The 24,921-nt window shown below is 73.4% G+C and carries 28 protein-coding genes, 2 tRNA genes and 1 other RNA gene; 13 read left to right on the plus strand and 18 right to left on the minus strand.

All coding sequences use genetic code 11. The features are described from left to right. Positions 1 to 64 precede the first annotated feature (64 nt). From J4557_RS07445 to J4557_RS07460, 4 genes are all read right to left on the minus strand, one after another. Positions 65 to 613 (minus strand): DUF5063 domain-containing protein, encoded by a 549-nt coding sequence (locus J4557_RS07445; protein ID WP_208265686.1) that lies wholly within the window; start codon positions 611 to 613, stop codon positions 65 to 67. Next, positions 606 to 1,205 (minus strand): recombination mediator RecR, encoded by a 600-nt coding sequence (gene recR / locus J4557_RS07450; protein ID WP_208265687.1) that lies wholly within the window; start codon positions 1,203 to 1,205, stop codon positions 606 to 608. Before recR ends, J4557_RS07445 begins: the two co-directional genes overlap by 8 nt. Before the next feature lie 63 nt (positions 1,206 to 1,268). Beyond that, a complete protein-coding gene (locus tag J4557_RS07455) occupies positions 1,269 to 1,664 on the minus strand; it encodes a YbaB/EbfC family nucleoid-associated protein (protein WP_194737378.1) in 396 nt (131 codons plus the stop codon). Positions 1,665 to 2,063: 399 nt separating this feature from the next. Beyond that, a complete protein-coding gene (locus J4557_RS07460; protein ID WP_208265688.1) occupies positions 2,064 to 3,368 on the minus strand; it encodes a serine-rich family protein in 1,305 nt (434 codons plus the stop codon). A 623-nt stretch (positions 3,369 to 3,991) separates the two neighbouring features. Here J4557_RS07460 and hemC point away from each other — a divergent pair. Further along, positions 3,992 to 4,909 (plus strand): hydroxymethylbilane synthase, encoded by a 918-nt coding sequence (gene hemC / locus J4557_RS07465; RefSeq protein WP_208265689.1) that lies wholly within the window; start codon positions 3,992 to 3,994, stop codon positions 4,907 to 4,909. Between the two features lie 19 nt (positions 4,910 to 4,928). Here hemC and J4557_RS07470 read toward each other — a convergent pair whose 3' ends face one another. Beyond that, complete coding sequence (locus J4557_RS07470; RefSeq protein ID WP_208265690.1) at positions 4,929 to 7,610, minus strand: DNA polymerase III subunit gamma and tau; 2,682 nt, start codon at positions 7,608 to 7,610, stop codon at positions 4,929 to 4,931. Between the two features lie 57 nt (positions 7,611 to 7,667). After that, an RNA gene (gene ffs, locus J4557_RS07475) (signal recognition particle sRNA small type) lies at positions 7,668 to 7,763 on the minus strand. A gap of 58 nt (positions 7,764 to 7,821) precedes the next feature. On the opposite strand from ffs, the gene J4557_RS07480 reads away from it, so the two are divergent. The 3 genes from J4557_RS07480 (at position 7,822) to J4557_RS07490 (ending at position 9,215) form a co-directional block, all read left to right on the plus strand. Continuing rightward, the gene (locus J4557_RS07480; protein WP_208265691.1) at positions 7,822 to 8,166 is read left to right on the plus strand and encodes a DUF952 domain-containing protein; all 345 of its coding nucleotides are present in this window, start codon (positions 7,822 to 7,824) and stop codon (positions 8,164 to 8,166) included. Between the two features lie 10 nt (positions 8,167 to 8,176). Further along, a tRNA-Ser gene (locus J4557_RS07485) sits at positions 8,177 to 8,264 on the plus strand. 195 nt (positions 8,265 to 8,459) lie between these two features. Then, positions 8,460 to 9,215 carry an SDR family NAD(P)-dependent oxidoreductase gene (locus tag J4557_RS07490; protein ID WP_208265692.1) on the plus strand — a complete coding sequence of 252 codons (756 nt, stop codon included), beginning with the start codon at positions 8,460 to 8,462 and terminating at the stop codon, positions 9,213 to 9,215. Between the two features lie 69 nt (positions 9,216 to 9,284). Here J4557_RS07490 and J4557_RS07495 read toward each other — a convergent pair whose 3' ends face one another. Further along, positions 9,285 to 9,476 carry a DUF1059 domain-containing protein gene (locus J4557_RS07495; protein ID WP_208265693.1) on the minus strand — a complete coding sequence of 64 codons (192 nt, stop codon included), beginning with the start codon at positions 9,474 to 9,476 and terminating at the stop codon, positions 9,285 to 9,287. Positions 9,477 to 9,615: 139 nt separating this feature from the next. Between J4557_RS07495 and J4557_RS07500 the strand changes: the two genes are divergently transcribed. Further along, a complete protein-coding gene (locus J4557_RS07500; protein WP_208265694.1) occupies positions 9,616 to 10,410 on the plus strand; it encodes a helix-turn-helix transcriptional regulator in 795 nt (264 codons plus the stop codon). Positions 10,411 to 10,482: 72 nt separating this feature from the next. Continuing rightward, positions 10,483 to 10,794 (plus strand): type II toxin-antitoxin system VapB family antitoxin, encoded by a 312-nt coding sequence (locus tag J4557_RS07505; RefSeq protein WP_151542554.1) that lies wholly within the window; start codon positions 10,483 to 10,485, stop codon positions 10,792 to 10,794. Positions 10,795 to 10,825: 31 nt separating this feature from the next. On the opposite strand, the gene J4557_RS07510 is transcribed toward J4557_RS07505, so the two are convergent. The 7 genes from J4557_RS07510 to upp form a co-directional block, all read right to left on the minus strand. Beyond that, positions 10,826 to 12,115, minus strand: a complete 1,290-nt coding sequence (locus J4557_RS07510) for a CynX/NimT family MFS transporter (protein WP_243775404.1) — start codon at positions 12,113 to 12,115, stop codon at positions 10,826 to 10,828. A 130-nt stretch (positions 12,116 to 12,245) separates the two neighbouring features. Continuing rightward, positions 12,246 to 12,992: a FadR/GntR family transcriptional regulator gene (locus J4557_RS07515; protein ID WP_208265696.1), complete on the minus strand. Its 747-nt coding sequence runs from the start codon at positions 12,990 to 12,992 to the stop codon at positions 12,246 to 12,248. A 128-nt stretch (positions 12,993 to 13,120) separates the two neighbouring features. Continuing rightward, on the minus strand, positions 13,121 to 14,587 hold the full coding sequence (locus tag J4557_RS07520) for a helix-turn-helix domain-containing protein (protein ID WP_208265697.1): 1,467 nt from the start codon (positions 14,585 to 14,587) through the stop codon (positions 13,121 to 13,123). Positions 14,588 to 14,770: 183 nt separating this feature from the next. Next, entirely contained in the window at positions 14,771 to 15,301 is a 531-nt protein-coding gene (locus tag J4557_RS07525) for an HAD domain-containing protein (RefSeq protein WP_243775405.1), read from the minus strand. Positions 15,302 to 15,351: 50 nt separating this feature from the next. Continuing rightward, the gene (locus J4557_RS07530) at positions 15,352 to 15,882 is read right to left on the minus strand and encodes a PH domain-containing protein (RefSeq protein ID WP_151540952.1); all 531 of its coding nucleotides are present in this window, start codon (positions 15,880 to 15,882) and stop codon (positions 15,352 to 15,354) included. 148 nt (positions 15,883 to 16,030) lie between these two features. Further along, positions 16,031 to 16,291 (minus strand): hypothetical protein, encoded by a 261-nt coding sequence (locus J4557_RS07535; RefSeq protein WP_190863158.1) that lies wholly within the window; start codon positions 16,289 to 16,291, stop codon positions 16,031 to 16,033. Positions 16,292 to 16,514: 223 nt separating this feature from the next. After that, positions 16,515 to 17,153 carry a uracil phosphoribosyltransferase gene (gene upp / locus J4557_RS07540; protein ID WP_208265698.1) on the minus strand — a complete coding sequence of 213 codons (639 nt, stop codon included), beginning with the start codon at positions 17,151 to 17,153 and terminating at the stop codon, positions 16,515 to 16,517. Positions 17,154 to 17,236: 83 nt separating this feature from the next. Between upp and J4557_RS07545 the strand changes: the two genes are divergently transcribed. Both J4557_RS07545 and J4557_RS07550 read left to right on the plus strand, forming a co-directional pair. Next, positions 17,237 to 17,608, plus strand: a complete 372-nt coding sequence (locus tag J4557_RS07545) for a hypothetical protein (RefSeq protein WP_208265819.1) — start codon at positions 17,237 to 17,239, stop codon at positions 17,606 to 17,608. A gap of 197 nt (positions 17,609 to 17,805) precedes the next feature. Then, a complete protein-coding gene (locus J4557_RS07550; protein WP_151540955.1) occupies positions 17,806 to 18,291 on the plus strand; it encodes a tRNA adenosine deaminase-associated protein in 486 nt (161 codons plus the stop codon). 4 nt (positions 18,292 to 18,295) lie between these two features. On the opposite strand, the gene J4557_RS07555 is transcribed toward J4557_RS07550, so the two are convergent. Next, complete coding sequence (locus J4557_RS07555; protein WP_208265699.1) at positions 18,296 to 19,594, minus strand: alkaline phosphatase family protein; 1,299 nt, start codon at positions 19,592 to 19,594, stop codon at positions 18,296 to 18,298. A 161-nt stretch (positions 19,595 to 19,755) separates the two neighbouring features. On the opposite strand from J4557_RS07555, the gene J4557_RS07560 reads away from it, so the two are divergent. From J4557_RS07560 to J4557_RS07570, 3 genes are all read left to right on the plus strand, one after another. Next, positions 19,756 to 20,193, plus strand: a complete 438-nt coding sequence (locus J4557_RS07560; RefSeq protein ID WP_208265700.1) for a tRNA adenosine deaminase-associated protein — start codon at positions 19,756 to 19,758, stop codon at positions 20,191 to 20,193. Between the two features lie 16 nt (positions 20,194 to 20,209). Continuing rightward, positions 20,210 to 20,680, plus strand: a complete 471-nt coding sequence (gene tadA, locus J4557_RS07565) for a tRNA adenosine(34) deaminase TadA (RefSeq protein ID WP_208265805.1) — start codon at positions 20,210 to 20,212, stop codon at positions 20,678 to 20,680. A gap of 10 nt (positions 20,681 to 20,690) precedes the next feature. After that, positions 20,691 to 20,778: transfer RNA gene (locus J4557_RS07570), tRNA-Ser, on the plus strand. Between the two features lie 88 nt (positions 20,779 to 20,866). Here the strand turns inward: J4557_RS07570 and J4557_RS07575 are convergent. The 3 genes from J4557_RS07575 to J4557_RS07585 form a co-directional block, all read right to left on the minus strand. Next, the gene (locus J4557_RS07575; protein WP_208265806.1) at positions 20,867 to 21,748 is read right to left on the minus strand and encodes an EamA family transporter; all 882 of its coding nucleotides are present in this window, start codon (positions 21,746 to 21,748) and stop codon (positions 20,867 to 20,869) included. Continuing rightward, complete coding sequence (locus J4557_RS07580) at positions 21,748 to 22,413, minus strand: B3/B4 domain-containing protein (protein WP_208265701.1); 666 nt, start codon at positions 22,411 to 22,413, stop codon at positions 21,748 to 21,750. The genes J4557_RS07575 and J4557_RS07580 overlap by 1 nt, the downstream gene beginning before the upstream one ends. Before the next feature lie 152 nt (positions 22,414 to 22,565). Continuing rightward, positions 22,566 to 23,030 carry a MarR family winged helix-turn-helix transcriptional regulator gene (locus J4557_RS07585; RefSeq protein WP_208265702.1) on the minus strand — a complete coding sequence of 155 codons (465 nt, stop codon included), beginning with the start codon at positions 23,028 to 23,030 and terminating at the stop codon, positions 22,566 to 22,568. An 84-nt stretch (positions 23,031 to 23,114) separates the two neighbouring features. Here J4557_RS07585 and J4557_RS07590 point away from each other — a divergent pair, with 84 nt between their 5' ends. Both J4557_RS07590 and J4557_RS07595 read left to right on the plus strand, forming a co-directional pair. Then, positions 23,115 to 24,314 carry an alpha/beta hydrolase family protein gene (locus J4557_RS07590; protein WP_208265703.1) on the plus strand — a complete coding sequence of 400 codons (1,200 nt, stop codon included), beginning with the start codon at positions 23,115 to 23,117 and terminating at the stop codon, positions 24,312 to 24,314. A gap of 152 nt (positions 24,315 to 24,466) precedes the next feature. After that, on the plus strand, positions 24,467 to 24,919 hold the full coding sequence (locus J4557_RS07595; RefSeq protein WP_208265704.1) for an iron chaperone: 453 nt from the start codon (positions 24,467 to 24,469) through the stop codon (positions 24,917 to 24,919). Positions 24,920 to 24,921 lie beyond the last annotated feature (2 nt).

The raw sequence follows: 24,921 nt of genomic DNA on the forward strand, positions 1-24,921 counted from the left end.
GCAATGCCGAGGACACCCTCGCCCCGCCTGCCGGGCGATGGGCCTGCTACTGGGCTACCGCGGCCTACTGGGCTACCGCGGCCTCCTGCGCCACGCCGAGCCGGTCGTTCGCGAGGTAGGCGTGCAGCGCCCGCAGGGACGCGCCCGCGTGGTTGCCCCAGTGGTTGAAGTACGAGTACTGCCACCACCACAGCGCTTCGAGGGGACGGTCCTGGTTGTAGTGCCGCAGCCCGTGCACGAGATCGCTGGCGACGTCCACCAGGTCGTCCGACAGGCGGTAGGACGTCGGCTCGGTGTCCTTGTACGGGTCGAACACCTCGACGTACTCGTCGAGGTCCCCGAGCCGCTCCGCCAGGCCCGTGCGGACCGCGTCGAGGTCCGGGTCGTCGCCGATCTCCGGCTCCCAGTTGTCCGGAAGGATCACGTCCGCGCTGGCGCCGAGCTGCGCGCCCGCCAGGATGACCTGCGAGACCTCCAGCAGCAGCAGCGGGATCGTGTGCGCCCCGCCGTCGCCGCGCGCCACGGCCTCCAGCCCGTTCAGGTAGTTGTCGACGTGGCACGCCACCCGCTCGGCGAGGGCGTTCCAGTCCTGCGGGCTGTTGGTGTCAGACATCGAGCAGCCTCCGTCCTTCGAATGCGCGTCCCAGGGTCACCTCGTCGGCGTACTCCAGGTCACCGCCCACCGGCAGGCCGCTCGCCAGCCGGGTGACGGTGAGCCCCATGGGCTTGACCAGCCGGGCGAGGTACGTCGCCGTCGCCTCGCCCTCCAGGTTCGGGTCCGTCGCCAGGATCAGCTCCGTCACCGTGCCGTCCGCGAGCCGCTGCATCAGCTCCCGGATCCGCAGGTCGTCCGGGCCCACGCCCTCGATCGGGCTGATCGCGCCGCCCAGCACGTGGTACCGGCCGCGGAACTCGCGGGTCTTCTCGATCGCGACGACGTCCTTGGACTCCTCGACCACGCAGATGATCGACGGGTCACGGCGGGCGTCCCGGCAGATCCGGCACTCCTCCTCTTCCGCGACGTTCCCGCACGTCCTGCAGAAGCGGACCTTGTCCTTGACCTCCTTGAGCGCCTTGCCGAGGCGCTCGACGTCGGCCGGATCGGCGGCGAGGAGGTGGAAGGCGATCCGCTGCGCGCTCTTGGGGCCGACGCCGGGCAGCCTGCCCAGCTCGTCGATGAGGTTCTGGACCACCCCTTCGTACAACGGACCCCTCCTTTCAGTTCACGATCTCTTGTGCCGGTCGCGGCCGCTCGCGCGGGGCGGCCGTCAGGCGCCTGAGCCGCCGCCCAGGCCGGGGAAGCCGCCGGGGATCCCGCCGCCGCCCGGCGCGCCGCCTCCGCCGAGGCCGGGGATGCCGCCCCCGCCGCCGAGGCCGGCCGCGAGCGGCCCCATCTTCTCCTGCTGCAGTTCGGCCGCCTCCCGGGCCGCGTCGCGGATCGCGGCGAGCACCAGGTCGGCGATGGTCTCGGCGGTGTCCGCCGGGTCGTCGGCGTCGATCGCCTTCGGGTCGATCGACAGCCCCGTGACCTCGCCCTGGCCGTTGACCGTCGCGGTGACGAGCCCGCCCCCCGCGGTGCCCTTCACCTCCGCCTCCGCCAGCTCCCGCTGCGCGGCGAACAGCTGCTCCTGCATGGCCTGCGCCTGCTGCAGCAGCTCCTGCATGTTCAACTGACCACCGGGTTCCACGGTGCACTCCTCTTCCGGCCCCCTCGGAAGGGCCTTGCTCTCTCGCGACCGCGCCGACCACCGGACGTCCGTCCCCCGAGACTACGGGGTCACGGGACGATGCGGTACGTGCGGGCCGCCCGATGTCCGGACTCCGCGCCGCGGGACCCGCCGATCTCCCGGACGGTCCCCGCCGCCTGCGGGACCCCGAGGGTCGGTGCACGACGAAGGGCGCGCGCCACAAGGCGCGCGCCCCCGGTCTGGTGGCCCCTCCCACGCGGACGGGGCCTCGACCGTTCGTCGGGTCCGTCCAGGTGAGTCGCCGCCCGCCCCCGCGTTCGAGCCGGGGCGGGGCGGCGTTGTCACCTGATGTTCAGTCGCCGATGCGACCTCGGGTCACCGGCTGCCGGCGAAGGCCTCGCTGTGGCCTTCGGCCCCGGCCTCGCCGGAGTCGCCGCCACGGCCGCCGTTGCCGCCCTTGGTGCTCGACTTGTTCGAGGCCTTCCCGCTGTCGCCGGTGTTCCCGGTCTTGCCGGAGTCACCGGAGGAGGCGAAGGCCAGCATCAGCGGGCGGTCACCGTGCTCGCTGCGCTCGTCACCGTGCTCCTCACCGTGCTCGTCACCGTCCTGGTGGGAGCGGCTGAGGTTGACGGCCGTGTTGCCTCCGGTGGAGCCGGAGTCGCCGGAGTCGCCGGTCTGACCGGACACGGCGATGTTCTCGCTCTCGGCGTTGCCGCCGTTTCCGCCCTTGCCGGTGTCGCCCGTGGCGGCGGCGGTGTGGTCGCCCGAGTCGGCGGCGGACCAGCCGTCGCCGCCCCCGTTCGCGAGCCGGTGACCCTCCTCCGGGGACTGGGACTGCTCGTCGCTCGTCGCGCCGCTCGCGGCCTGGGCCCTGCTGTGCCCCTCGGATCCGGCGTCGCCGGAGTCGCCGCCGCGGCCGCCGTTGCCGCCGCCGGTCTGCGAGATGTTCCCGGCGGCGCCCGAGTCACCGGTCTTGCCGGTGTTGCCGGACTTGCCGGACGTGGCGGCGGCCCCGCACCTGCTCATCACGCAGACGTTGTAGCCGGTGTTCCCGCCGGTGGAGCCGGAGTTCCCGGAGTCGCCGGTCTGGCCGGAGAAGGCGATGTTCTCGCTCTTGGCGTCGCCGCCCTTCCCGCCCTTGCCGGTGTCGCCGCTGTGCGCCAGGGACTTGTTGCCTGAGGCGGCCCCGGCGTTACCGACGCCGTTCCACCCGCCGTACGTCTTGGCGTAGGTCACCGCCGCGGCCGCGGACGTGCCCTCCGCCAGGCTGTTGCCCGAGTCGCCGCCGCGGCCGCCGTGGCCGCCGGTGGTGCTCGACGCGTTCCAGGCCTTCCCGCTGTCGCCGGTGTTCCCCGTCTTGCCGGAGTCGCCGGAGGACGCGAGGGCCGCGCAGTCCGCCATGACGCAGAGGTTGCCGGCGGTGTTCCCGCCGGTGGATCCGGAGTTCCCGGAGTTCCCGGTCTTGCCTGAGGCTGCGGCGTTATGGCTGGTGGCCTTGCCCCCGTTGCCGCCGTGGCCGGTCTTGCCGCTGACGGCGGCGCTCTGGTTGCCGGAACCGGCGCTCGCATGGCCGTGACCGTCGTGGCCGTCCCCGGCCGCCTGTGCCGCGGCCTGACCCAGGACGAAGACCCCGCTGATGGAGGCCGCGACCAGCAGGCCGCGCTTGAGATTGTCGATCATGAGGTGGTGCACATCCCTTTCGGAGAAGTGGAGTCCCCTCCGGTCGCCGACCTCAGCGAGGGGACTCGGTAGCGACGCCGACCAGGAACGGTCAGGCGCCGTGTCCGTGAAGGGGGGTGACATGGGGGGAGGCGGGCTCGGTCCGGGGGACGCGAGAGCGGGCCCGTCGCCCGTGCCGCCTGGCCCGTGCCGACAGGGCCGTGCCGTCGACCGCGCATCGCCGACGCTCGCCGATCAGTGCCCGCATCCGCCGCTCCCGGTATGGCGATGTCATCGCCACCTGTAGTTGATCACTCGCTCTCTGTGCAGGATAGCGCCGAACCACCAGGTCAGCAGGTACCCCCGCGTCCGTGCGGCGGTGTCGCACGACCAGCCGGGCAGCGGACGGCACGGTCCCCGACGCGCCGCGCGGCGGGCACGGTTCAATCACAGGCAAGGAAGCGGCCCACCGTGCGGACGGCGGCGGAATCCCGAGGCCGCGACAGAAGGGAACGAACATGACGGGCGACGGCGAAACGGGTACCCCCGCGGAAGGCGCGGCGGACGGCTCGGGGGCGCCGGCACCGGTGCCCGCCGGTTCGGACACGGTCGAACCCGCGTCCTCCCGGGGCGGGGACGGAAGGGTGCTGCGGCTGGGCACCCGGACGTCGGCGCTGGCGATGGTGCAGGCCCGCGGAGTGGCCGCCCGGTTGCGGGAAGCGGCGAACGTGCCCGTCGAAGTCGTCGGCATCTCGACCGCCGGCGACCGGCACCAGGGGCACCTCGGCGAGCTCGGCGGCAAGGGCGCGTTCATGACCGAGATCGACCGGGCGCTGCTGAACGGCCGCGTCGATATCGCGGTGCACTGCCTCAAGGACGTGCCCGGCGACGTGCCCCGGCCGGACGAGCTGGTGTTCGCCGCGTACGCCGAACGCGACGACGCCGCCGACGTGCTGCTCTTCCCGGCGGCGGGCGAGATCCGGCGCATGGCCGATCTCGCGCCGGGGGCACGGGTGGGGACGTCGGCGGTGCGGCGGCGCGCCCAGCTCGGGCGGATCCGTCCCGACCTGCGGATCGAGTACCTGCGCGGCAACGTCGATTCGCGGCTGGAACGGCTCGACTCGGGCGAGGACCTCGACGCCGTCGTGATCGCGCGGGCGGGCCTCACCCGCCTGGGGATCGACAGGCCGGGCGAGGCCCTCGACATCCTTCCCGCCGTGGGATCAGGCGTCCTCGCCATCGACTGCCGCCGCGCTGACTCCGATGTCGTGGACCTGGTGCGCCTCCTGGATCACCGGGAGACCCGGCTGTGCGTCAGCGCGGAACGCGCGATGCTGCGCGACCTCCGAGGGCACTGCAACAGTCCGATCGCCGGCCACGCCAGGATCGAACGCGACGGGCGGCTGAGCCTGCGCGGGGCGGTCTTCACCCCGGACGGCTCGCGCTTCGTGCACGCGCAGGAGTGGTCCCCGCCGGAGAAGGGCGCGGATCTCGGCGCCCGCGTGGCCGGTGACCTGCTCCGCAAGGGCGCCGGAGACCTGATCGAGAGCATCCCGCACTGACGGGATCCGCCACCGCACCTCAGGAGTTGTCGATCTCCCGGATGATCTGACCGCCCAGCTCCCGCTGGATGAGCGCCATCCCGCTCATCTCCGCCTCGGTGCCGTCCGCGTCGGCGTCCCCCTCCGGGTCCACCTCGTCGCTCTCGTCCACGGGGGACGGCTCGGGAGGCGGCGGCGGCTCGTCCGGCGGGGGTGGGAGCGGCCCCAGATCCCCGGCCGCCGCGCCCGCGCCGAACGCGTTGCTCCCGCTGCTCGCCCCGTTCGAGCCGTTGGCGCCGTTGGCGCCGTTGGCGCCGTTCCCGCCGGAGGCCGGGCGCGGGACGGCGTTCGAAGCCGGTCCGCCCTGCTGCGGCACGTTCTGGCCCGTTCCGGCGCCGAAGCCGGACGGCGCCGACGAACCGAACCCGCCAGGGGACGGAGATCCGCCTGTGGCGGACGATCCGAAGCCGCCCGAGGGGGCGGAACCGAACCCGCCACCGGACCCGAAACCGCCGCCGCCCGGACCACCGGGGCCGCTCGCGCCGGGCCGTCCACCGCCCGGTCCGGTGTTGCCCGCGGGGCCGCCCTGGCCCCGGCCGCCGCCCGCACCGCCGGACACGGTCTCGATCCGCCAGTCGACGCCCATCCGTTCCCGGAGCACCTCGCTGAGGATCACGTCGCGGTTGCCGTTGACGAATCCGAGACGGTTCCCCTCGGCGTCGAACGCGAGGGTGAGAACGCGGCCCTCGAGCGATGCCGGCCGCACGCCGGACATGATGACCATCCAGGTCGCGCGGCTCTTCTGCTTGACGGCCTCGATGATGTCCGGCCAGTACCGCTGCACCGTCGAGACGTCCACCCCGCCGGCCGCAGCGGGCGCCTGCCCGGTCGCACCACCGGCAGCGGCCCCCGTCCCGGAGGCCGCAGCCCCCTGAGAACCGGCACCCTGCCCACCGGCACCTCGCGCGCTGGCACCTGGCCCGCTGGCACCTGGCCCAACAGCGCTCTGCCCACCGGCACCTTGCGGCTGGGCTGCGGCGGAGCGGCGGTTATCCACAGAACCGGGTTCCACTCCCGCCGGTCCGCGAGCGGGGTCGACACTGGAAGTGGGGTCGCCCCCCTGGGCGGGCGGGGGCTGCCTTACCCCGGACTCAGAAGACGCCCCGCCGGACTCAGAAGACGCCCCGCCGCCCGCAACCTCACTGGCCGACGCACCTCCTGCGGTGCCGCCTCCCACCGAGACACCTCCCGCCGAGGAGACGCCGACCGGGTTTCCTCCCGCAGGGCCGGCTTCCGCCGGGGCCGCTCCCGCCGGGACGCCTCCTGCGGAAGCTCCTCCTCCCGGAGCCGCTCCCGCCGAAGCACCCGAAGTACCCGCCGACGGAGCACCAGCGGACGGAACACCCGCTGAAGACGCGCCTCCCGGAACGCCTCCACCGGGCGCCATCCCCGCGGCTCCCGCCGACGGCGCGGAACCCGGACCCGGCCCCGGACCCGACGACGCGAACGGCGCGAAGGCCTGCGCCAGGCCGTCACCCGGCGCGCCGCCCCCGAAGCCGCCCTGCGCGGCCTGGCGTTCGAGACGGTCCAGACGGGCGAACATGGACGCCTCGTCCTCGTACGCGGCCGGCAGCAGGATCCGGGCGCAGATCAGTTCGAGCAGCAGCCGCGGGGACGTGGCGCCGCGCATCTCCGTGAGCCCGGTGTGCAGCAGGTCCGCGGCCCGGGTCAGCTCCCCCGGCCCCATCGAGGACGCCTGCCGCCGCATCTGCTCCAGCTCGTCCGGCGGGACGTTCAGCAGCCCCGAGCCGCCCGCCTCCGGCACGTTCGAGAGGATCACCAGGTCGCGGATGCGTTCCAGCAGGTCCGCGGTGAAGCGGCGCGGTTCCTGGCCGCTCTCGATCACCCGGTCGATCGCGGCGAACACGGCGGCCCCGTCGCGGGCGGCGAACGCGGCGATGACCTCGTCCAGCAGCGTGGAGTCGGTGTAGCCGAGCAGCGAGACGGCCCGCGCGTAGGTGATGCCCTGCTCGTCGGACCCGGCGAGGAGCTGGTCGAGGGTCGACAGGGTGTCGCGGGCGGACCCGGCGCCGGCCCGCACCGCGAGCGGCAGCGCCGACGCCTCGTACGGGACGTCCTCGGACTTGAGGATCTCCTCGACGAGCTCCGTCAGCACGCCCGGCGGGATCAGCCGGAACGGGTAGTGGTGCGTCCGGGACCGGATCGTCCCGATGACCTTCTCGGGTTCGGTGGTCGCGAACACGAACTTCAGGTGCGGCGGCGGTTCCTCGACGAGCTTCAGCAGCGCGTTGAAGCCCTCCCGGGTCACCATGTGCGCCTCGTCGATGATGTACACCTTGAAGCGCGCCGACACGGGCGCGAAGAACGCGCGTTCGCGCAGGTCGCGGGCGTCGTCGACACCGCCGTGCGAGGCGGCGTCGATCTCGATCACGTCGATGTGGCCGGTGCCGGACGGGCCGAGCGCGACGCAAGAGTCGCATGTGCCGCACGGGTCGGGCGTCGGGCCCTGCTCGCAGTTCAGGGAGCGGGCCAGGATGCGGGCGCTGGAGGTCTTTCCGCAGCCCCGCGGCCCGCTGAACAGGTAGGCGTGGTTGATCCGGCCGTTGCGCAGCGCTTGCTGGAGAGGCTCGGCGACGTGCTCCTGCCCCTTCAGCTCGGCGAAGGTCGCTGGCCGGTACTTGCGGTACAGAGCCAGACTCATCGGGGGTCCGCCCTCCCTCGAGAAGCAGAGCGTCACAGGCGCGGTGTCGCGGTCAAAGCAAGGGACCCCCCGCACACCCGCCAGAGCCTGCTTATCCTTGCTGCCTTCCGGCCCTGGGGAGGTTCACAGGGTGACGCCGTGCGAGGGGTCTGCACAGAGTCTATGGCATCGGCGGCGAAGGTCGGCACGGTTGCCGCGTACTCTCCCGCCCATGACCGACGCCACGCAGCAGACGCTCCTGCACATCGCCGAACGCCGCCACTGGGAATCCGCGCGGGACTCGGGTGTGTCGTACGCCATGTCGACGCTCGGCCGGACGCTCGACGAGGAGGGCTTCGTCCACTGCTCGTCCGACATGGGCCAGGTGGACGGCGTGCTCGGCCGCTTCTACGGCTCCGTCCCCCGCTCGGACCTGGTCCTGCTGGTCATCGACACGGCGCGGCTGGACGCGCCGGTCCGTCACGAGCCGGTCGGCGACGAGGTCTTCCCGCACGTGTACGGGCCGATCCCCGTCTCCGCCGTAATTGATGTCAGGTCACTGCCCGGGAACCGGTAGGCTTTCCCGTGGAGGATTCGCCTAGTGGCCTAGGGCGCACGCTTGGAAAGCGTGTTGCGTGCAAGCGCTCGCGAGTTCGAATCTCGCATCCTCCGCCATCGGCGTGAGCCGAACGAAGGTCCCGACCGCCCAGCGGCCGGGACCTTCGTCGTTTCCCGATGCCGGCGGGTCGCCCGGGAGGGGGCGCCCGGCGAGGTCCCACTGAGTCGAACCGCCGGTCCGGAAGCTTCGTCGTGCCTGGTAGCTGTGGGGAAACGCCGCGGCGTACGACCAGGTGGAGAGCGGGGCCGAGCATGGGAAACGGGAGCCTTCAGGGGAAGGTGGCCATCGTCACCGGCGGTGCGTCCGGGATCGGCGGGGCGGTCACGCGGCTGTTCGCCGAACGCGGCGCCCGCGTCGTCGTGGTGGACCTGCAGCGGGAAGCGGGCGAGGCGCTCGCGCTGGAACTCGGCGACGCGGTCGTCTTCCGGCAGGGCGACGTCTCGGACCGGGACGTCGCGGACGGCGCCGTCGCCGCGGCCGTGGAGCGGTTCGGACGGCTCGACACGCTGATCAACAACGCGAGCGCGTCCCGCCAGAAGCCCTTCGAGGAGCAGACGGACGACGACTGGCGGCTGGCGATGGACACCGGCCTGTTCGCGACGCGCAACTTCATGCTGGCCGCGCTGCCGGAGCTGAAGAAGGCCGGCGGCGCGTCGGTGGTCAACTTCGGGTCGGGCGCCGGGCTGGACGGGCAGCCGAACCAGGCGTCCTACGCGGCGGCCAAGGAGGCGATCCGCGGCCTGAGCAGGGTCGCGGCGAACGAGTGGGCGGCGTACGGGATCCGGGTGAACGTGGTCTGCCCGATGGCGATGACGCCCGGGGTGGTCCAGTGGGCGGAGGCACGGCCCGAGCAGTACGCGCAGTCGGCCGCCAAGGTGCCGCTGGGCCGGTTCGGGGACCCGGCGCGGGACGTCGCGCCGATCGTCGCGTTCCTTGCCGGTGACGACGCGCGGTACATGACCGGGCAGACGGTCATGGCCGACGGCGGCGCGATCAAGCTCCGCTGACGGCCCGCCGCCCGGACACGGACGTGGCCGGGACGGGGTTCCGTCCCGGCCACGCCGGACGTCGTGTGCTCAGGCGTGCTGCGGCACCTCGTCCTTCAGCCCCCGGCGGATCTCCTCGCGCAGTTCGGGGCTGTCGTCGTGCCCGTGAACGGACACCGCGTGCTCGGCGGCCGCCCGTACCACCTCCTGCTCCTCGCCGGCGATGGTGAGCGTGCAGTTCATCTCGCTCGGGTAGTCCCTGCAGTCGGCTACCTTGCGCATGTCGGTACCTCCCCTCCCTGCCAGTCTCGGTCGGCGCGCGCCCGGAGGCGAATACGTGAAATCCCGTATGCGCAGCCCCGACGGCAGGCCGGGAACGCCGCCTTGTCCCCGTCTGACCTGGGGTTTTACAGTGGGAGGCATGACCGGCTCCGGGGAGGTCGGGCTGCGGCGGGTACTGGCGGTCACCGACCTCCTGATCGACGCCGACGACGAGCGGACGCTGCTCCCGGCGCTGCTGCCGATGCTGCTCAGCGTGCTGCCGGGGGACAGCCTCGTGTGGTCGGTGCGCCCGGACGGCGCCGGAGGGCCGCTCACGGTCCCGGCCGGGCTGCTGAGCCGCGACGCGCTGGCGGCGTTCGCGCGGGACAAGGCCGCCGATCCGCTGGTCGCCCGCATGACGTCCGGGCCCGGCACGCCCCTCCTCCGCTCCGACCTGCAGTCGCGGGCCGAGTACCACGCCCTCGCCGCCTACGCGGACGTGTACCGGCCGCTCGGCGCCGAGCACCAGCTCGCGATGGCGTTCCCCGCCGGGTGGGCGGGGGATGAGCCGCGCAGCGTGTGCCTGGCCGTCAACCGGCGGCGCGGCGACTTCGGCGACGACGACCGGACGGTCGCCGAGCTGCTGCGGCCCCGGCTCGCGCGGGCGATGCGGCGGCTCGCGCCGGCCGCGCGGGAGCGGGTGACCCGGCGGGAGGCCGCGGTCCTCGACCTGCTGGCGCGGGGCCTCACCGACCGGCAGATCGCGCGGCGGCTGGCGATCAGCCCGCGGACCGTCGAGAAGCACCTGGAGCACGCCTACCCGAAGCTGGGCGTGCACGGCCGGGTGGACGCGGCGACCACCTGGTTGTCCTCCGGTGGCGCCCGCCGGGGGCCGTCCGGGCCCCTTCCCGGGCCGCCGGACCCGAGTGACGGCAGTTACTCACGGGGCCTCTGAGCTGCGGTGTAACTGGTTTACCATTCGGTGGAATGCGGTGACCGGGCCAGTCGGGGCACGTAGACTCGGGGCGTGATCTTCAAGGCGGTGGGCGAGGGAAGGCCCTATCCCGAGCACGGACTGTCGTCCCGGGACTGGGCCAAGATCCCCCCTCGCCAGGTCCGCCTGGACCAGCTCGTGAGCACCAAGCGGGAGCTGGACCTGCAGTCGCTGCTCGCGAAGGACTCCACGTTCTACGGCGACCTGTTCCCCCATGTCGTCCAGTGGAAGGGTGAGCTCTACCTGGAGGACGGCCTGCACCGGGCGCTCCGGGCGGCGCTGCACCAGCGGCTCGTCCTGCACGCGCGCGTCCTGGACCTGGACGCCGTCGACATGACCGGCTGATCCGGCGACCGCCGCCGGGTGCGGCCCCGGGTCAGCGGGCGCGGGCGGGTTCGGCGGCGGGCAGGCCCTTCGGCTCGACGAGGCGGCCGTCCGGGACGCCCGGGCGCGGCGCAGGCCGGACGAGGCCGGGCCGGGCGGCGAGCATCCCGAAGACCAGTTCCGGCGCCACGAGGACGAGCAGCAGCGTCAGCGGGACGTGCCAGCCTCCCGTCGCGCCGTGCAGGACGCCCATGGCGAGCGGGCCGAACCCGGCGAGCAGGTAGCCGCCGGTCTGCGCCATGCCGGACAGGCGCGCCGCGACGGACGGGCTCGGCGAGCGCAGGCTGAGCAGGGTGTAGGCGAGCGGGAACGCGCTGCCGGTGCCGATGCCGAGCACGGCGGTCCACGCCCAGCCGGCGGCGGGTGCGACCATCAGGCCGCCGATCCCGACGACCATGGTGAGCACGACGCCCGCGACGACGACGCGCTGGTCGCGCAGCCGGGCGGCGAGGACGGGGACGAGGAAGCCGAGCGGGATGCCGACGATCATCATCGTGGAGACCATCATCCCGGCCGCGGCCGGGGCGAACCCGGCGTCCTTCATGATCTCCGGCAGCCAGGACATCAGCACGTAGAACATCAGCGACGCCAGGCCCATGAACACCGCGACGTACCAGGCGACGGGCGAGCGCAGCAGCGAGCCCTCCCGCGCCGCAGCGGCGTAGGCGGGCGCGGTGGGCGCGGCCGGCCGGTCGGGGGAGCGGCGGCCGCGGAGCGCGAGCGGCCCCCAGGCGAGCGCCGCGACCAGCGACGGGACGGCCCAGACGGCGAGCGCGAGGCGCCAGCCGCCCGCGTCGTCCAGCGGGACGGCGAGGCCGGCGGCGACGGCGCCGCTGGTCGCCATCAGCATCATCGCGAGGCCGGTGAGGGACCCGACCCGGTTCGGGAAGGCGCGCTTGATGACCGCGGGCATGAGGACGTTCCCCATCGCGATCCCCGCACCCGCCAGGACCGTTCCAACGAACAGCGGCAGCGGCGCCGCGACGACCCGCAGCAGGATCCCGGCCGTGATCAGCAGGAGGGAGCCGGCGATGGCGGTCTCGGTGCCGAGCCGGCGCGCGGCGACCGGCGCCAGGGACGCGAAGACGCCGAGGCAGAGGACGGGCAGCGTGGTGAGGACGCCGACCTCGGCCCCGGAGAGGCCGAACGCGTCGCGCAGGTCGCCGAGCACCGGGGAGATCCCGGTGATGGCGGCCCGCAGGTTGATCGTCAGCAGCACCAGGCCGGCGAGCGACCAGGCGGTCAGGGCACGGGGGACGGGGGGTGTCGCCGAGGTGTTCATGTCGCCTTCGTCATGCGCCGTTGGGCGCGTCGAACCGTTGGGGGGCGGCATGGCGGGCTCAGGGAGCCGGCCACGCCGGTGATCGTTGATGGGACGCGGCGAACCGCGTGATGCCGGACGCGCTCCGCCGCTAGGGCTCGCGCTCCTCGGGGGCCTCCGGGACCTTCGGCGAGTTGGGAGCCTGCTCGGCCGGGGCCGTGGCCTTCCACGGGCCGGTGGAGGCGAGGATCTGGTCCAGGCAGGCATGGGTGGCCTGCGCGGCGGCGGCCGCGTCGCCCGCCTCCACCGCCGCGGCGATGGGGCCGTGCGGGACGTCCGCGTGCTCCAGGAGGGTGCCCGCCGCGCCGATGCTGGCCCTCAGCGCGGTGCTGAAGTCCCGGTACAGGTCGGTGAGGACCTGGTTGTGCGTCGCCTCCACGACGGCGGTGTGGAACGCCAGGTCGGCCTCCACGAACGCGGCGTGCTCGCCCGCGGCCCACGCCGCGTCCCGGCGGGCGAGGGCGTCGGCGATGGCGGTGACGTCGGCGTCGGTGCGGCGCGCGGCGGCGAGCCGGGCGGCCTCCACCTCCAGGCCCCGCCGCACCTCCAGGATCTCGACGAGCTCGGCCGTCTCGAGGCGCCGCCGGACGGCGCTGGACAGCTCGCTCGTGGCCCGCACGTAGGTCCCGTCGCCCTGGCGGCTGTCGAGGAGCCCCGCGTGGGTGAGGGCCCGGACGGCCTCGCGGACGGTGTTGCGGCCGACGCCGAGGGTCTCCGACAGCACCGGCTCCGGCGGGATCTTCTCGCCGACCGGCCAGGCACCGCCGGTGATCTCGCCCCTGAGCTGCTCGATCACCTGGTCGACGAGCGATGACCGGCGGGCGGTGCGCAGCGTCACGGTCCCTCCTCGAGCCAGGGGCGCCGACATCCGGTCAGCCAGTCATCCCATGTTTGCGTCACCAGTTTAGGACAGGCGCATCGCCGCTTTTATTCCGGGGCCGCCGCGCCGGTCGGACGCGCCGCGGGTCAGACCCGTCCGAGGTCGTGGTTGGCTTCCTGGGAGGGGGCGGCGTGCAGGCCCGCGGCCTCCAGCGCCTGCCGGTACGCCGCGGCGGCCGACTCGCTGTCCTGGACGAGCTCGAACAGCTCGCCCAGCTCCCGCAGCAGGTGCGCGGCGGGACGCCCGGCCGGCAGGGTCCTCAGCTGCTCGGACGCGGCGCGCAGCACGACCTGGGCCGCCGCGCGGTCGCCCTGCGCGACCCTCGCCCGCGCCAGGACCAGGCGGGCCAGGACGGTCTTCTGTGTGCGCGCGGCAAGGTCGTTGCCTGGATGCGGCGTGAGGGTGTTCCCCTTCTCGGGCGGCGCCAGAGCCATCCCCGTGTCGAGGAACTGCTCCAGCTCGGCGATGGCCTCGTCCAGCTCCCCCACGAGTACGAGCGCGCGCGCCTTGGCGATGGTGCTCTCGGTGGCCTCGGCCCCTTCGAGCGCGTCCGTCCCCTGCAGGAGCTCCAATGCCTCCTGCGCGGCCTGGCGGGAGCCCTCGGCGCGCGGCTTCTCGATGCCCGGCACGCCCTCGCCCGGCGACACGACGTCCGCAGCCGACGAGGGCGCCGGCTCGGAGAACGGCGTGACGCCCCTCAGCAGCGCCTTCGCGGCGGCGAGGTCGAGGCGCGCCCGCGCCTGCACGGGCGTCGCGTCGGTGCGGGCGGCCAGCGCCTGGTCGGCGAAGTACAGGGAGTCGCCGATCGTCCCCTCCTCCAGCGCGCGCATACTGGCCCGCTGGTAGTGGACGCTCGTGGACTCGCCGCCTGCGGAGTCCTCCGGATGCAGGAGCCGCCTACCGAGCTCGTGCGCGCGCGCCGGGTCGGAACGGTCGACATAGGCCAGGAGCAGGATCCTGCCCGCCTCGGTGTACTCCTGCCCCGCGGTGAGCCCGAGCTTGCCGAGCCGGTCCATCGCCCGCTCGCCGAGCGCGATCGCCTGCCCGAGGTCGCCGACCGTGTGGTAGCAGCGCGCCAGCGCGATCACCGGCGGCAGCCAGCTCGCCCGTCCCGGATCGCGTTCGGCCTGCTCGCGCAGCTCCTCGAACAGCGCGATCGCCTGGTCGGCGCGGCCCAGCTCCTCCAGCGCGCGGGCGCGGCCCCAGCGGGCGCGGGACGTCAGGTCCGGATCGTCGCTGCGCGCGATCACCTCGTCGAAGCCCGACTCGGCGGTGCCCGGGTCGCCCCCCAGCAGCGCGAGGTGCGCGTGGCGCTCCCGCACCTCCAGGTGCGCGCGCTGCTCCGGCTCGACGCCCTCGGCGAGGTACTCCGGCGTGCAGCCGAGCCGCTCGGCCAGCATGCGCAGGACCGTCGGCGTCGGAGTCCGCTTACCGGACTCGATCAATGAGATGTAGCTGTCGGAAAGGTCGTGACCGGCGAGCTGTGCCTGCGACAGGCGTCTGGTGAGCCGCAGGTTGCGGACACGTTCGCCGACATTGCCTGGACCCGGCATGTGGACTCACTTAGCGGAAGTAATCAGGCGGCTGGGGTGCCGACATGATTGCACATTGCGGGTTATCGCACATCGAGAGTAATGAAGCAGGACCCCCCGGGCGGTCGCGGCACCTGTCGCCTCCGACGTTATCCGACGATCCCCGCAAGATCGCCGATTCCGCCGAGATTGCTCCGGCACCCCTCACGCCGGAACCCGGAGGCCCCGAAGCCACTCCTCCAGGACGCGGTAATCGCCATCCCGCAGCCCCGCGCGCGCGTCGACGCGATGGAGCAACGCCCGTCCCGGATGATGGACGGACACCCAGGCGCCGTCGGCGTCCGAGATCTCGTCATCGACCCAGGCGAACGGCCGTCCGGCCGCCCAGCCGACGAGGGTCCGCGTCTTCCAGTGCAGGCCGTGCCGCTCGTCCCGCCCGTCCTCGTCGGACGGGTCCGGCCAGGCGACCACCGCGAGCTCCGGCAGGCCGAGGCGGGGGGCTATGCAGTCGTTGGCGTCGGTCGTCCAGGTGGTCGCCCACACCACCTCGCAGGGCAGTGCCGCCAGGCGCGGTCCGTGCGCGGGATCGAGCCTGGGCAGCAGCGGATGCGCGGCGGCCTCCCGCGATTGCGGCCGATCCGTCTCGTACGTCGGGTACGGCTGCGGCGAACCGAACGGAATGAGCGGCCCGTCGACGTCGAGGAACAGCAGCGGACGCCGCGCGGAACCGGTCATGACCGCACCGTAGCGCCCGGAATCGGGCGGGGCCGGAGGGGTCCGCCGGGTCAGTCGTCGGCGGTGGCGTTCTTGTTCGGGAAGATCATTTCGCAGACCTCGAGGTAGAGCTGCTCCGGGTACGGCAGGTACGGGACGTTCGACAGCGCCTGCTCCTGGCCCGCGGACTCCAGGACGAACTCGCCGTAGCCGAGCATCCGGCCCGCGATCGTCCGCTTGAAGCTCATGTCGGTGACCTTCGCCAGCGGCATCATCGCGACCTTGCGCGTGATCAGGCCGGTGGTCAGCAGCATCCGCTGGTTCGTGATCACGAAGTAGTCGACCGACCATTCGGCGACCCGCCAGACGAACCAGGCGAGCAGGATCAGCCACGCCCACCAGATCCAGCTGATCACCGTGCCCGCCTGGCTGGCGACGGTGTTGCTCAGCACGCCCGCGACGATCAGCCCGCCGAGGACGAGCCCGACCGGGACCATCAGCACGGCCGGATGCCGGCGCACCGTGATCACCTGGTTCTCGTGCGGGAGGAGGTACTTGTTCACCGAGGCCGGGGCCGAGTCCCCCGGGGTCACCAGCCTCATCGCGGCCTCGGGCCGGAGCGGCGCCCATCGGGCGGGGCCGCCGCGGCCCTCGTCATGTGCTTCCTTGCGGGCACGGCTGCCTCCCGGAGCGTCGACCCACGGACCCCGGTTCAGTTTCGCACAGCCGCAACCCCCGGCAAAGCAAGGGCTATGGCGCGTTGTCGAGAGAAGATCGGCGCGCCCTGCGGCGTTTCTCGGCGGCGACCGTGGCGAGCACCTCCAGGTGCCGGCGCGCGATCCGCTCCACGAGGTCCGGCGAGGCTCCCCCGCACACCTCGTCCGCGCCGTGCCGCGCGGCGGACACGCACCGTTCCACGGTGTCGGACTGGTGGACTCCTTCGAACTCCTCGGTGAGCCGCTCGCCGATCGCGGCGTAGCGCGGCAGGTCGCCATCCCCTTGGTGAGTCATCGCGACTCCTTGGCCCTCGCTCGCGCCGCCCGGTCCGTAACGGTCCCCTGTGCCGGGGCGGCGGAGGGGAACGCGCACTGACGTTCCGTAGCGCGTTCGTACCCCTTGCCACCAGGAACGAACATCTGGAACGCGGCGCACACCCGGATCGCTGTCCCCCGGCGCCGCCGCTCCGCTACGGGCGGCGGTCAGAACCCCGGCGGGAGCGCCCCCGTGCCCCCGGTCAGACGACGCCGTAGAGCCGGTCGCCGGCGTCGCCGAGGCCCGGCATGATGAAGCCCTGCTCGTTCAGGTGCGAGTCGATCGCGGCGGTGACGACGCGGATCGGCGCGGACGTCCCGGCGAACGCCTCCTCGAGGTACTTGAGGCCCTCGGGGGCGGCGAGCAGGCAGATCGCGGTGACGTCGTCGGCGCCGCGGTCGAACAGCAGCTTGATCGCGGCGGCGAGGGTGCCGCCGGTGGCGAGCATCGGGTCCAGCACGTAGCACTGCCGGCCGGACAGGTCGTCGGGGAGCCGGGTGGCGTACGTCTGGGCCTGCAGGGTGCCCTCGTCCCGGATCATGCCGAGGAAGCCGACCTCGGCCGTCGGCAGCAGCCGGGTCATCCCGTCCAGCATCCCGAGCCCGGCGCGCAGGATCGGCACCACGAGCGGCTTGGGGCTGGCCAGCTGGACGCCGTCCGTCTCCACCAGCGGGGTGGCCACGGTGGCCGGGGCGACCCGGACGTCACGGGTGGCCTCGTAGGCCAGCAGCGTGACGAGCTCGTCCGCCAGGCGGCGGAACGTGGGGGAGTCGGTGCGGACGTCCCGCAGCGTGGTGAGCTTGTGCGCGACGAGCGGATGGTCGACGGCGAGGGTCTGCATGCGCACACCGTAACCCACGGTCCGCGCGAGGCGGCCGGGCCGGAATCTTGGATAGACGTCACTGAGCTGGGCACCATGGCGTTATGAGCAGCGACAGCGAGCGGCGGCCGGAGCGCGCGGGCGAGCCCGCGCCCGATCCGCCCGGGGCGGGATCCGGCCCCGCGGAGAGCGCGCCGCCGGCTCCCGACTCCCTCGTCCCCCCGCCCGAACCGGTGCCGTTCCCCGTCGACGCCTCCGACGTCGACGAGGCGGTGAGCGATGTCACAGCGGGCCCCGGACCCGGCGGCGGGGGCGACATCTCGCCCGAGCAGGTGCGCGAGCGGCTGCGCCGCCGGGCGATCTTCCTGCGGGAGCTGGCGGAGGCGCGGGAACTGCGCCGCCGCGTGACGCCGCACAGGTCACGGCGTGCCCGGATCCACGCGGCGCTGCGGCGCCGCACGTTCCGCATCAACTGACGGGCGGGCGCTGGAGGGGCCGCCCCCTTCGTGGGGCATGAGTGGGGATCGAGTAGGTTCGTCCCGTTGGGTACCGGAAAGCGGAGCCGACTCCCCGCTTCACCCGGCGGTGCGCCGCCGAGTTTGGCGGTGGGGCACGCGAGGGCGCGCCGCATCTGCGACCATGCCCAGGCAGGAACGGCGCCGGTGGGGTGGAAATGACGGATGTGGACGCGACGGACTTCGCCGTCGTGGTGTACCGCGAGGACGACCGCTGGGAGGCCGAGATCCTCCCGGTGGCGCTGACCGAGGATCTCGCCGGGCTGATCCATGCCCTGCGGCAGCAGCCGAGCCTGGGCGGGACGGTCGGGCTCGTGTCGGTGGGCGACGACTTCTTCGTGGCGATCCGGCTGCTCGGCGACGAGGTGATGGTGTTCCTGTCGGACGTCACGGCGTCCGTGGACTGGCCGCTCGCCGGCCAGGTCCTGGACTACCTGGACATCCCGATCCCGGAGGACGAGGAGCTCGACCAGGTGCTGCCGGTCGGCGACATGTCGATCTTCGCGGACCTGGGGCTGGACGAGATGGAGCTCGGCGCGATCTCCGGCGACCTGGAGCTCTACCCGGACGAGATGCTGCTCAGCATCGCGGGGCGCGTCGGGTTCGCCCCCGCCTTCGAACGCGCCCTGGACGCCGTCGGCTGACCCGTCACCTGAACCCGTGGGTGAGGGCGTAGGCGTTGAGCTGGGCCCAGTCGTCGCCGGCGTGGGTGTGCTGCGGGTCGATGCAGCCGAGGGTGAGCGGGCGCGGCACGTCGTAGTGCGGCGCCTTCAGCCGGGGGGCGCTCTCGAAGTCGAGGACCTCGGCGATGTTGCGGGCGGCGGCGTCCCGCACGGACAGCGGTTCGAGGCCCCAGCGCCACTCGATCGCCTTGAGCACGGACGTGTGGTCGTACACCTCGTGGGCGATGGCGCCGCGCCGGGCGCGCGGTGAGATCAGCAGGCAGGGGACGCGGAAGCCGCGCAGCCCGGTGCCGAGGTCGGGACGCGGGTCGGGGCCGGCCGGCGGCGGGACGTGGTCGAAGAACCCGCCCCACTCGTCGTAGTTGATCACCAGCAGGGTGCGGGCCCAGTTCGGCGAGTCGATGATCGCCGTGTAGACCCGGTTGAGGAAGCTCTGGCCGAACCGGATGTCGGCGAGCGGGTGCTCGTCCTCGGACAGTCCGGGCAGCGCCTCGCCGACGAAGCCGGGCTCGACGAAGCTGACGGCGGGCAGCCTGCCGTGCTTGGCGTCGTCGTAGAAGTAGTTGATGTGGCGGCTGATGTCGAGGTGCTTGAGGCCCCACAGCGCGGTGAACGGCACATCGCTGAAGTAGTAGTGCGCGGGGATCCTCTCCGCCTTCAGCCGGTCCCAGACCGTGGTGAGCTCGGAGAAGGTGAAGGTGTTTGAGATCCGGTCGGTCTGCCCGGCGTGCTGGAAGATCCGGTTGGGGAACGTGGACGACATGACGGCGGCGAAGTAGCGGTCGCAGAGCGTCCAGTCGAGGGCGGCGCGGCCGTGGAAGCCGAGGTCGGGTCCCTTGAAGTAGCCGATGGAGAAGACGTCGTTGTCGCCGGCGCGCAGCCATCCGTCGCAGGCGCCGCCGTTGTACTCGGTGCGGCCGCCCTCGTAGGAGTGGTCGGGGTCGTTGAAGCCGCACCCGTACGGGACCTTGAGGTGGTGGGTGTCGTGCGCGTCGCCCTGCGCGTCGGTGAAGGTGAGCCCGGCCTGCTCGCCGTCGGCGCCGGGGACCCAGCCCATGTAGTGGTCGAAGGACCGGTTCTCCATCATGACGACGACGATGTGGTCGATGCCGGAGTCGGCGGGGTCGGGGAGTTCGGAGACGGGCGCCCGGACGGTCGCCGCCGCGTCGGCCGCCGTCCCGCCCGCCCCGCTCGCCGCGATGAGCGCGGCGGCCCCCGCCGTTCCCGCCAGGAACCCGCGCCTCGTCAGTTCGTCCTTGCCCATGGTGCTCCTCCCGCCGCCCGGCCGGTGAGAAGTATCACGATCATTGGGGCACCGGGGGAAGAACCGCAGGGGACCGCCATGGGACAAAACCCGAAATATCCTCATGACCGAAAGCGCGCGAGGGGTGTGACCGGCGCAACCCCGTGGGTCACAATGGGCAGGTGCCGTACTTCGCCGCCGTGTTCGCGCAGAGCCCGCAGGGCTGGGTCGGGGCCGAGGCCGAGCTCGCCGAGGCCGAGCACGTCGACGACGTCGCCGACCTGATGCGGGAGGCCGCCGTCGAGTCCTACGGCGACCCGGTGGTCCTGCTGGTCGAGCAGGACGACGACTGGTTCGCGGTCGTCCGGCTGGACGGCGACGACGAGCCCCGCGCGTACGTGTCGGCCGCCCGCGAGGACGGGCTCGCCGCGCTGTTCCACCAACTCGTCGGGGAGGTCCCGGACGGCGACGCCGGCGGCGACCCCGCGCTGCTGGAGGACCTCGGGGTCGCCCCGGAGCAGCTCAGCGACCTGGGCGAGCGGGCCCTGCCCGGCGACGCGCTGCTGGCCGTCGCCGAGCGCGCCGGGTTCGGCGAGGAGTTCGACCGCCTCCGTGACTGACTCCGAGGCCGACTCCATGGCCGAACCGGACGAGGAGTTCGGCGCGGCGATGCGCCGGGCTCTGGACGAGGCGCGCGCCGCCGCCGCCGACGGCGAGATCCCGGTGGGCGCCGTGGTTCTGGACGGCTCGGGCACGGTGATCGGGACCGGCCGCAACGACCGGGAGCGGAGCGCCGACCCGACCGGGCACGCGGAGATCGTCGCGATGCGGGCCGCCGCGAGGGCGCGCGGGGAGTGGCGGCTGTCCGGCTGCACGCTCGTGGTGACGCTGGAGCCGTGCACGATGTGCGCCGGCGCGTCCGTCCAGGCGCGGGTGGACCGGGTCGTGTACGGGGCGGTCGACCCGAAGGCGGGCGCCGTCGGGTCGCTATGGGACGTCGTCCGGGACCGCCGCCTGAACCACCGGCCCGAGGTGCTCGCGGGGGTGCTGGCGGCGGAGTGCGGCGCGCTGCTCTCCGAGTTCTTCGTACACCGCAGAGTCCGGTAGGCTTCCCCGCGGTGGTGTCGCCTAGTGGACGAGGGCGCACGCCTCGAAAGCGTGTGAAGTGCAAGCTTCCGTGGGTTCGAATCCCACCACCACCGCCACAGTCGAGAGGGCCGCGACCCGGATCCGGGTCGCGGCCCTTTTTCATGAACGCCGGTCCCCGTGGACGGCGCCGGTTCCTCGCAGGCGTCAGCCGACGGTGACGAGCGCGACCCCCGCCACCGCGATCGCCATCCCGACGCGCTGCACGGCGCGGAGCCGCTCGCTGTAGGCGATCCTCGCCAGCAGCACCGTGATGGCCGGGTAGAGCGACGTCAGGACGGTGACGAGGCTGAGCAGGCCGTCCTGGACGGCCAGGTAGTAGAGGGCGTTGGCGCCGGAGTCGAGGATGCCGGACAGCAGGGCGAGGCCGATCAGCGCCCGGCCCCTCACCCGCGGGCCCCGGTCGCCGCCGCGCGTCCGCAGGGTGATCAGCAGCGCCGTGAACACGACGGTCAGGGTGCCGATGCGGGCGGCGGCGATCGGCCAGAGCCCGGCGCCGTCCCCGGCCGCCTTCAGCACGATGAAGAAGACGCCGAAGCAGGAGCCGGACACCAGCGCCATCAGCGGGCCGCTGTCCAGCGGCCGGCGGACGAGGGAGGCGGTCCCGGACGGTTCGGCCTCCCCGCCCTTCTCCATGCTGACCAGGCCGATCGCGGCCAGGCACAGCAGGACGCCGAGCAGGGCCGTCTCGTCCAGCCGCTCGCCGCGCAGGACGCCGGCGCCGACCGGCAGGACCGCGGAGGCCAGCGCGGACACCGGCGCGACGACGTTCATCGGGCCGCGGGCGAGCGCGCGGTAGAAGGTGATGAGGCCGATGCCGCCGCTGAGCCCGCCGAGGAAACCCCAGGCGACCGGGCCGGGCGCGGGCGCGCCGCCGGCGAGCAGCGCGGCCGCGACGGCGACGAGCAGCCCCACCGGGGCGGACAGCGCCAGGGTCTTCAGCGCGGTGGACCGGCGCGAGACGGCGCCGCCGAGGAAGTCGGCGACGCCGAACGCGACGGCGGTGACGAGGGCGAGGGCGGTGACCATCACGCCCCGCCGACGAGCCGGCTCTCGATCCGGACGTCCGGGGAGATCTCGCGCAGCCGGGCGGCGAGGTCGTCGCCGGCGGCGTGCAGCCGCTCCAGGGGGTAGGGCGCGAGGCGCTCCAGCAGGAACAGGCCGTTCTTGGTGGTCTCGGTGAGCCGGGTCCGGACGCACTGCCGCCAGTTCCAGCGCCGGCAGGTGACGCCGGCGTCGTCGCGCCAGACGACCTCGCCGGCGTCCGGGTGCTCCACGGCGGGCTCACCGGCGGCGATCACGTCGAACGGCTCGTCGCCTGCGGCCCTGACCAGCCGGGCGGGGCCCTGGTAGGCGTCGAGGTCCTCGCCGCCGATCGGCAGGGCGTGGGCGACGCTGACGGCATTGTAGGCGTCGACGACCTTGTTGACGGCGGGGAGCGCGTCGGCGCGGCGCAGCAGGGCGTCCACGGACGGGCGGGTCCGCTTCGGCTTCGCGCCGAACGCCCGGTACGCCTCGTGCCACGCCTCGACGTGCGGGTCCGCGGCGTCGGCGTGCGCGCCGGCCTCGCGCAGCCATGCCTCGGAGACCGCGTCGCTCGGCCCGTTGTGCAGGCCCTCGGCGGTCATGACGAGCACGGCGAAGTCGGGACGGAGCTCCCGCACGGCCTCGTCCACGGTGATCCGCTCCAGCATCCCGTCGCTCCCCTTCTGGCGGTCATTTGAGTGAACTCGAAAGTTCATCATACCGACCGAAGGGGCGCTCTGGGAAAGCCGTTATCTCCAACACGCGGACGCGGCCGGTTGTTCTCCGGCGAGCCCACCCCCGATCAGCCGCTCAGGTTCGGTCAGCCGGGGTCGGTCGCCGCGGATCCGTCAGCCGGGTCGGGGAGCGCGCGGACCAGGTCGAGCAGGCGCCGGAGGTCCGGCAGGACGCCGTCGAGGCCGGTCTCGGCGAGCGCGGCGGCCGCCCGGTCGAAGTACGGCCGCCGGGCGGCGACGATGCGCTCGACCAGGTCCCGGCCGTCCGGGGTGAGGGTGAGGTCGGTCCGGCGCCCGTCGCGGGGCGAGGGGCGGCGGTCGATCCATCCGGCCGCGGCGAGGCGGTCGGCGAGGCGGCTCGGATGGCCGGGGTCGGCGGCCATCCGGGCGCCCAGGTCGGCGATGGAGACCGGCTGCTCGTCGGCGATGATCAGCAGCGCCTCGGCCTGGACGGCGGTGACGCCGAGGGGGCGCAGCAGGTGGTTGAACCGCCGCTCGACCTCGCGTTGCGCGGTCTTCAGGGCCATGAGCAGTTCGAGTACGGGCTCCACGGGACGAGTCTATTGCTTTACGTGTCATGACATGCATATGCTCGGCGCCGGCAGATATGTGTCATGACACAGAAATGGGGCCGCATGCGCAGGATCAGGTTCTCCCGGACGCCCGCGTTCGACTTCGAGGCGCTGCGCGGGCTGTGGGCCGCGGCCTACGACGGCGGCGAGTTCGGCGAGGTCGCCGCCGTCATGGCACGCGTCCGCCGGGGCGGCTTCGAGTCGTGGTACCGGGAGTGGTCCGCGATGGCGGACCGGGTGGCGGCGCGGGGACGCGCGTACGGCGAGCCCGTGTCCCGGGGCACCGCGCTGCTCAGGGCCGCCAACTACACGCGGCAGGCCGAGTTCTTCCTGGACCCGGCCGACCCGCGCCGCACCGCGACCGCGGCGGCCTGCCGCGACCTGTTCGACGCCGGGCTCGACGCCCTCGGCACGGACATCGCCCGCACCCGCATCCCCTACGACGGCGCCGACCTGGAGGCGCTGTTCATGCGCCCCCCGGACCCGGACGCCCGCACGGTGCTGGTCGTGCAGGGCGGCTTCGACTCCACGCTGGAGGAGCTGTACTTCATGCTCGGCGCCGCGGCCGTGCGGCGCGGCCACTGCGTGCTGATGTTCACCGGGCCGGGCCAGGGGTCGGCGCTGCGCGAGCACGGCATGCCGTTCACCGCCGAGTGGGAGCGTCCCACCCGGGCGGTGATCGACTGGCTGTCCGGCCTCGTCGAGCCGCGGCTCCTGGTCGGCGCCGGCATCAGCTTCGGCGGCCACCTCCTCGCCAGGGCCGCCGCGTTCGAACCGCGCTACGACGGTGTCGTCCTGTACGACTACTTCCCCGGAATGCTCACCGCGTTCCTCCACAACGTGCCCCGGCCGGCGCGCGGCGCGTTCCGGCGCATGCCGTGGTGGATGCGGCGCGCCGTCCCCCTGTACGGCCGGTTCGACGCGCAGGCCCGCTGGGGGATCGCCAACGCGCTCTGGACGTTCGGCGCCGGGACGCTGCCCGGCCTGATCGACGCGATGCGCCCCTTCGACGACCGCGCCTGGGCCGGCGGGATCACCGCGGACGCCCTCGTCCTGCTGGCCGAGCGCGAGCACTTCTACGACCCCGCGCTCGGCCGCGACTTCGCCGCCCGCCTCACCGGCGCCCGCTCCGTGCGGGTCCACACCTTCGCCGAGGCCGACGGCGGGCACCTGCACTGCCAGAACGGCGCCCTCCAGCAGGCGCACGAGGTGATCTTCGACTGGGTCCACGGCCTGGCCGCCGCGGCGCCGCACCCCGCGTGACCGCGCGGACCGGCGCCGGGGTCCGCTCCGTAATGGACATTCAGTGGTGAGCACGGAGGCGACCCGCACTCCCGGTGGGGAAGGCTGTGACCACGGCGATCGGCCGGGGACGGCACCGGCGATCGCGAGGAACCACCACCGAAGGAGCGATCATGGCGGCCACCGGGAACGGCGGTTACGAGGGTTTCACGGCCGAGGAGCGGGCCGCGATGAAGGAGCACGCCAAGGAGCAGAAGAAGGCGGCGCGGCGCGCCTCGGAGGCCGAGAAGGCGGCGGAGGCGGAGCGGGACGTGCTCGAGAAGATCGCCGCGATGGACGACCCGGACCGGGTGATGGCCGAGCGGGTCCACGCCGTCGTCACGGCGGCCGCCCCCCGGCTCGCGCCGAAGACCTGGTACGGGATGCCCGCCTACGCGCTGAACGGCAAGGTCGTCTGCTTCTTCCAGAACGCGGAGAAGTTCAAGGCGCGCTACGCGACGCTCGGTTTCAGCGACCTGGCGAAGCTGGACGACGGCCCGATGTGGGCGACCGGCTTCGCGCTGACCGAGATGACGGAGGAGGTCGAGGCCCGGATCGCCGAGCTGGTGAAGCGAGCGGTCGGCTGACC

The sequence above is a fragment of the Actinomadura nitritigenes genome (genome assembly GCF_017573545.1).
Taxonomy (GTDB): Bacteria; Actinomycetota; Actinomycetes; order Streptosporangiales; family Streptosporangiaceae; genus Spirillospora; species Spirillospora nitritigenes.

Coding starts and splice junctions, on each gene's coding strand:
- J4557_RS07445 (WP_208265686.1), bottom strand. CDS start 613: ATGTCTGACACCAACAGCCCGCAGGACTGGAACGCCCTCGCCGAGCGG.
- J4557_RS07455 (WP_194737378.1), bottom strand. CDS start 1,664: ATGCAGGAGCTGCTGCAGCAGGCGCAGGCCATGCAGGAGCAGCTGTTC.
- J4557_RS07460 (WP_208265688.1), bottom strand. CDS start 3,368: ATGATCGACAATCTCAAGCGCGGCCTGCTGGTCGCGGCCTCCATCAGC.
- J4557_RS07470 (WP_208265690.1), bottom strand. CDS start 7,610: ATGAGTCTGGCTCTGTACCGCAAGTACCGGCCAGCGACCTTCGCCGAG.
- J4557_RS07480 (WP_208265691.1), top strand. CDS start 7,822: ATGACCGACGCCACGCAGCAGACGCTCCTGCACATCGCCGAACGCCGC.
- J4557_RS07490 (WP_208265692.1), top strand. CDS start 8,460: ATGGGAAACGGGAGCCTTCAGGGGAAGGTGGCCATCGTCACCGGCGGT.
- J4557_RS07495 (WP_208265693.1), bottom strand. CDS start 9,476: ATGCGCAAGGTAGCCGACTGCAGGGACTACCCGAGCGAGATGAACTGC.
- J4557_RS07500 (WP_208265694.1), top strand. CDS start 9,616: ATGACCGGCTCCGGGGAGGTCGGGCTGCGGCGGGTACTGGCGGTCACC.
- J4557_RS07510 (WP_243775404.1), bottom strand. CDS start 12,115: ATGAACACCTCGGCGACACCCCCCGTCCCCCGTGCCCTGACCGCCTGG.
- J4557_RS07520 (WP_208265697.1), bottom strand. CDS start 14,587: ATGCCGGGTCCAGGCAATGTCGGCGAACGTGTCCGCAACCTGCGGCTC.
- J4557_RS07525 (WP_243775405.1), bottom strand. CDS start 15,301: ATGACCGGTTCCGCGCGGCGTCCGCTGCTGTTCCTCGACGTCGACGGG.
- J4557_RS07530 (WP_151540952.1), bottom strand. CDS start 15,882: ATGAGGCTGGTGACCCCGGGGGACTCGGCCCCGGCCTCGGTGAACAAG.
- J4557_RS07535 (WP_190863158.1), bottom strand. CDS start 16,291: ATGACTCACCAAGGGGATGGCGACCTGCCGCGCTACGCCGCGATCGGC.
- upp (WP_208265698.1), bottom strand. CDS start 17,153: ATGCAGACCCTCGCCGTCGACCATCCGCTCGTCGCGCACAAGCTCACC.
- J4557_RS07545 (WP_208265819.1), top strand. CDS start 17,237: ATGAGCAGCGACAGCGAGCGGCGGCCGGAGCGCGCGGGCGAGCCCGCG.
- J4557_RS07550 (WP_151540955.1), top strand. CDS start 17,806: ATGACGGATGTGGACGCGACGGACTTCGCCGTCGTGGTGTACCGCGAG.
- J4557_RS07555 (WP_208265699.1), bottom strand. CDS start 19,594: ATGGGCAAGGACGAACTGACGAGGCGCGGGTTCCTGGCGGGAACGGCG.
- tadA (WP_208265805.1), top strand. CDS start 20,210: ATGGCCGAACCGGACGAGGAGTTCGGCGCGGCGATGCGCCGGGCTCTG.
- J4557_RS07575 (WP_208265806.1), bottom strand. CDS start 21,748: ATGGTCACCGCCCTCGCCCTCGTCACCGCCGTCGCGTTCGGCGTCGCC.
- J4557_RS07580 (WP_208265701.1), bottom strand. CDS start 22,413: ATGCTGGAGCGGATCACCGTGGACGAGGCCGTGCGGGAGCTCCGTCCC.
- J4557_RS07590 (WP_208265703.1), top strand. CDS start 23,115: ATGCGCAGGATCAGGTTCTCCCGGACGCCCGCGTTCGACTTCGAGGCG.
- J4557_RS07595 (WP_208265704.1), top strand. CDS start 24,467: ATGGCGGCCACCGGGAACGGCGGTTACGAGGGTTTCACGGCCGAGGAG.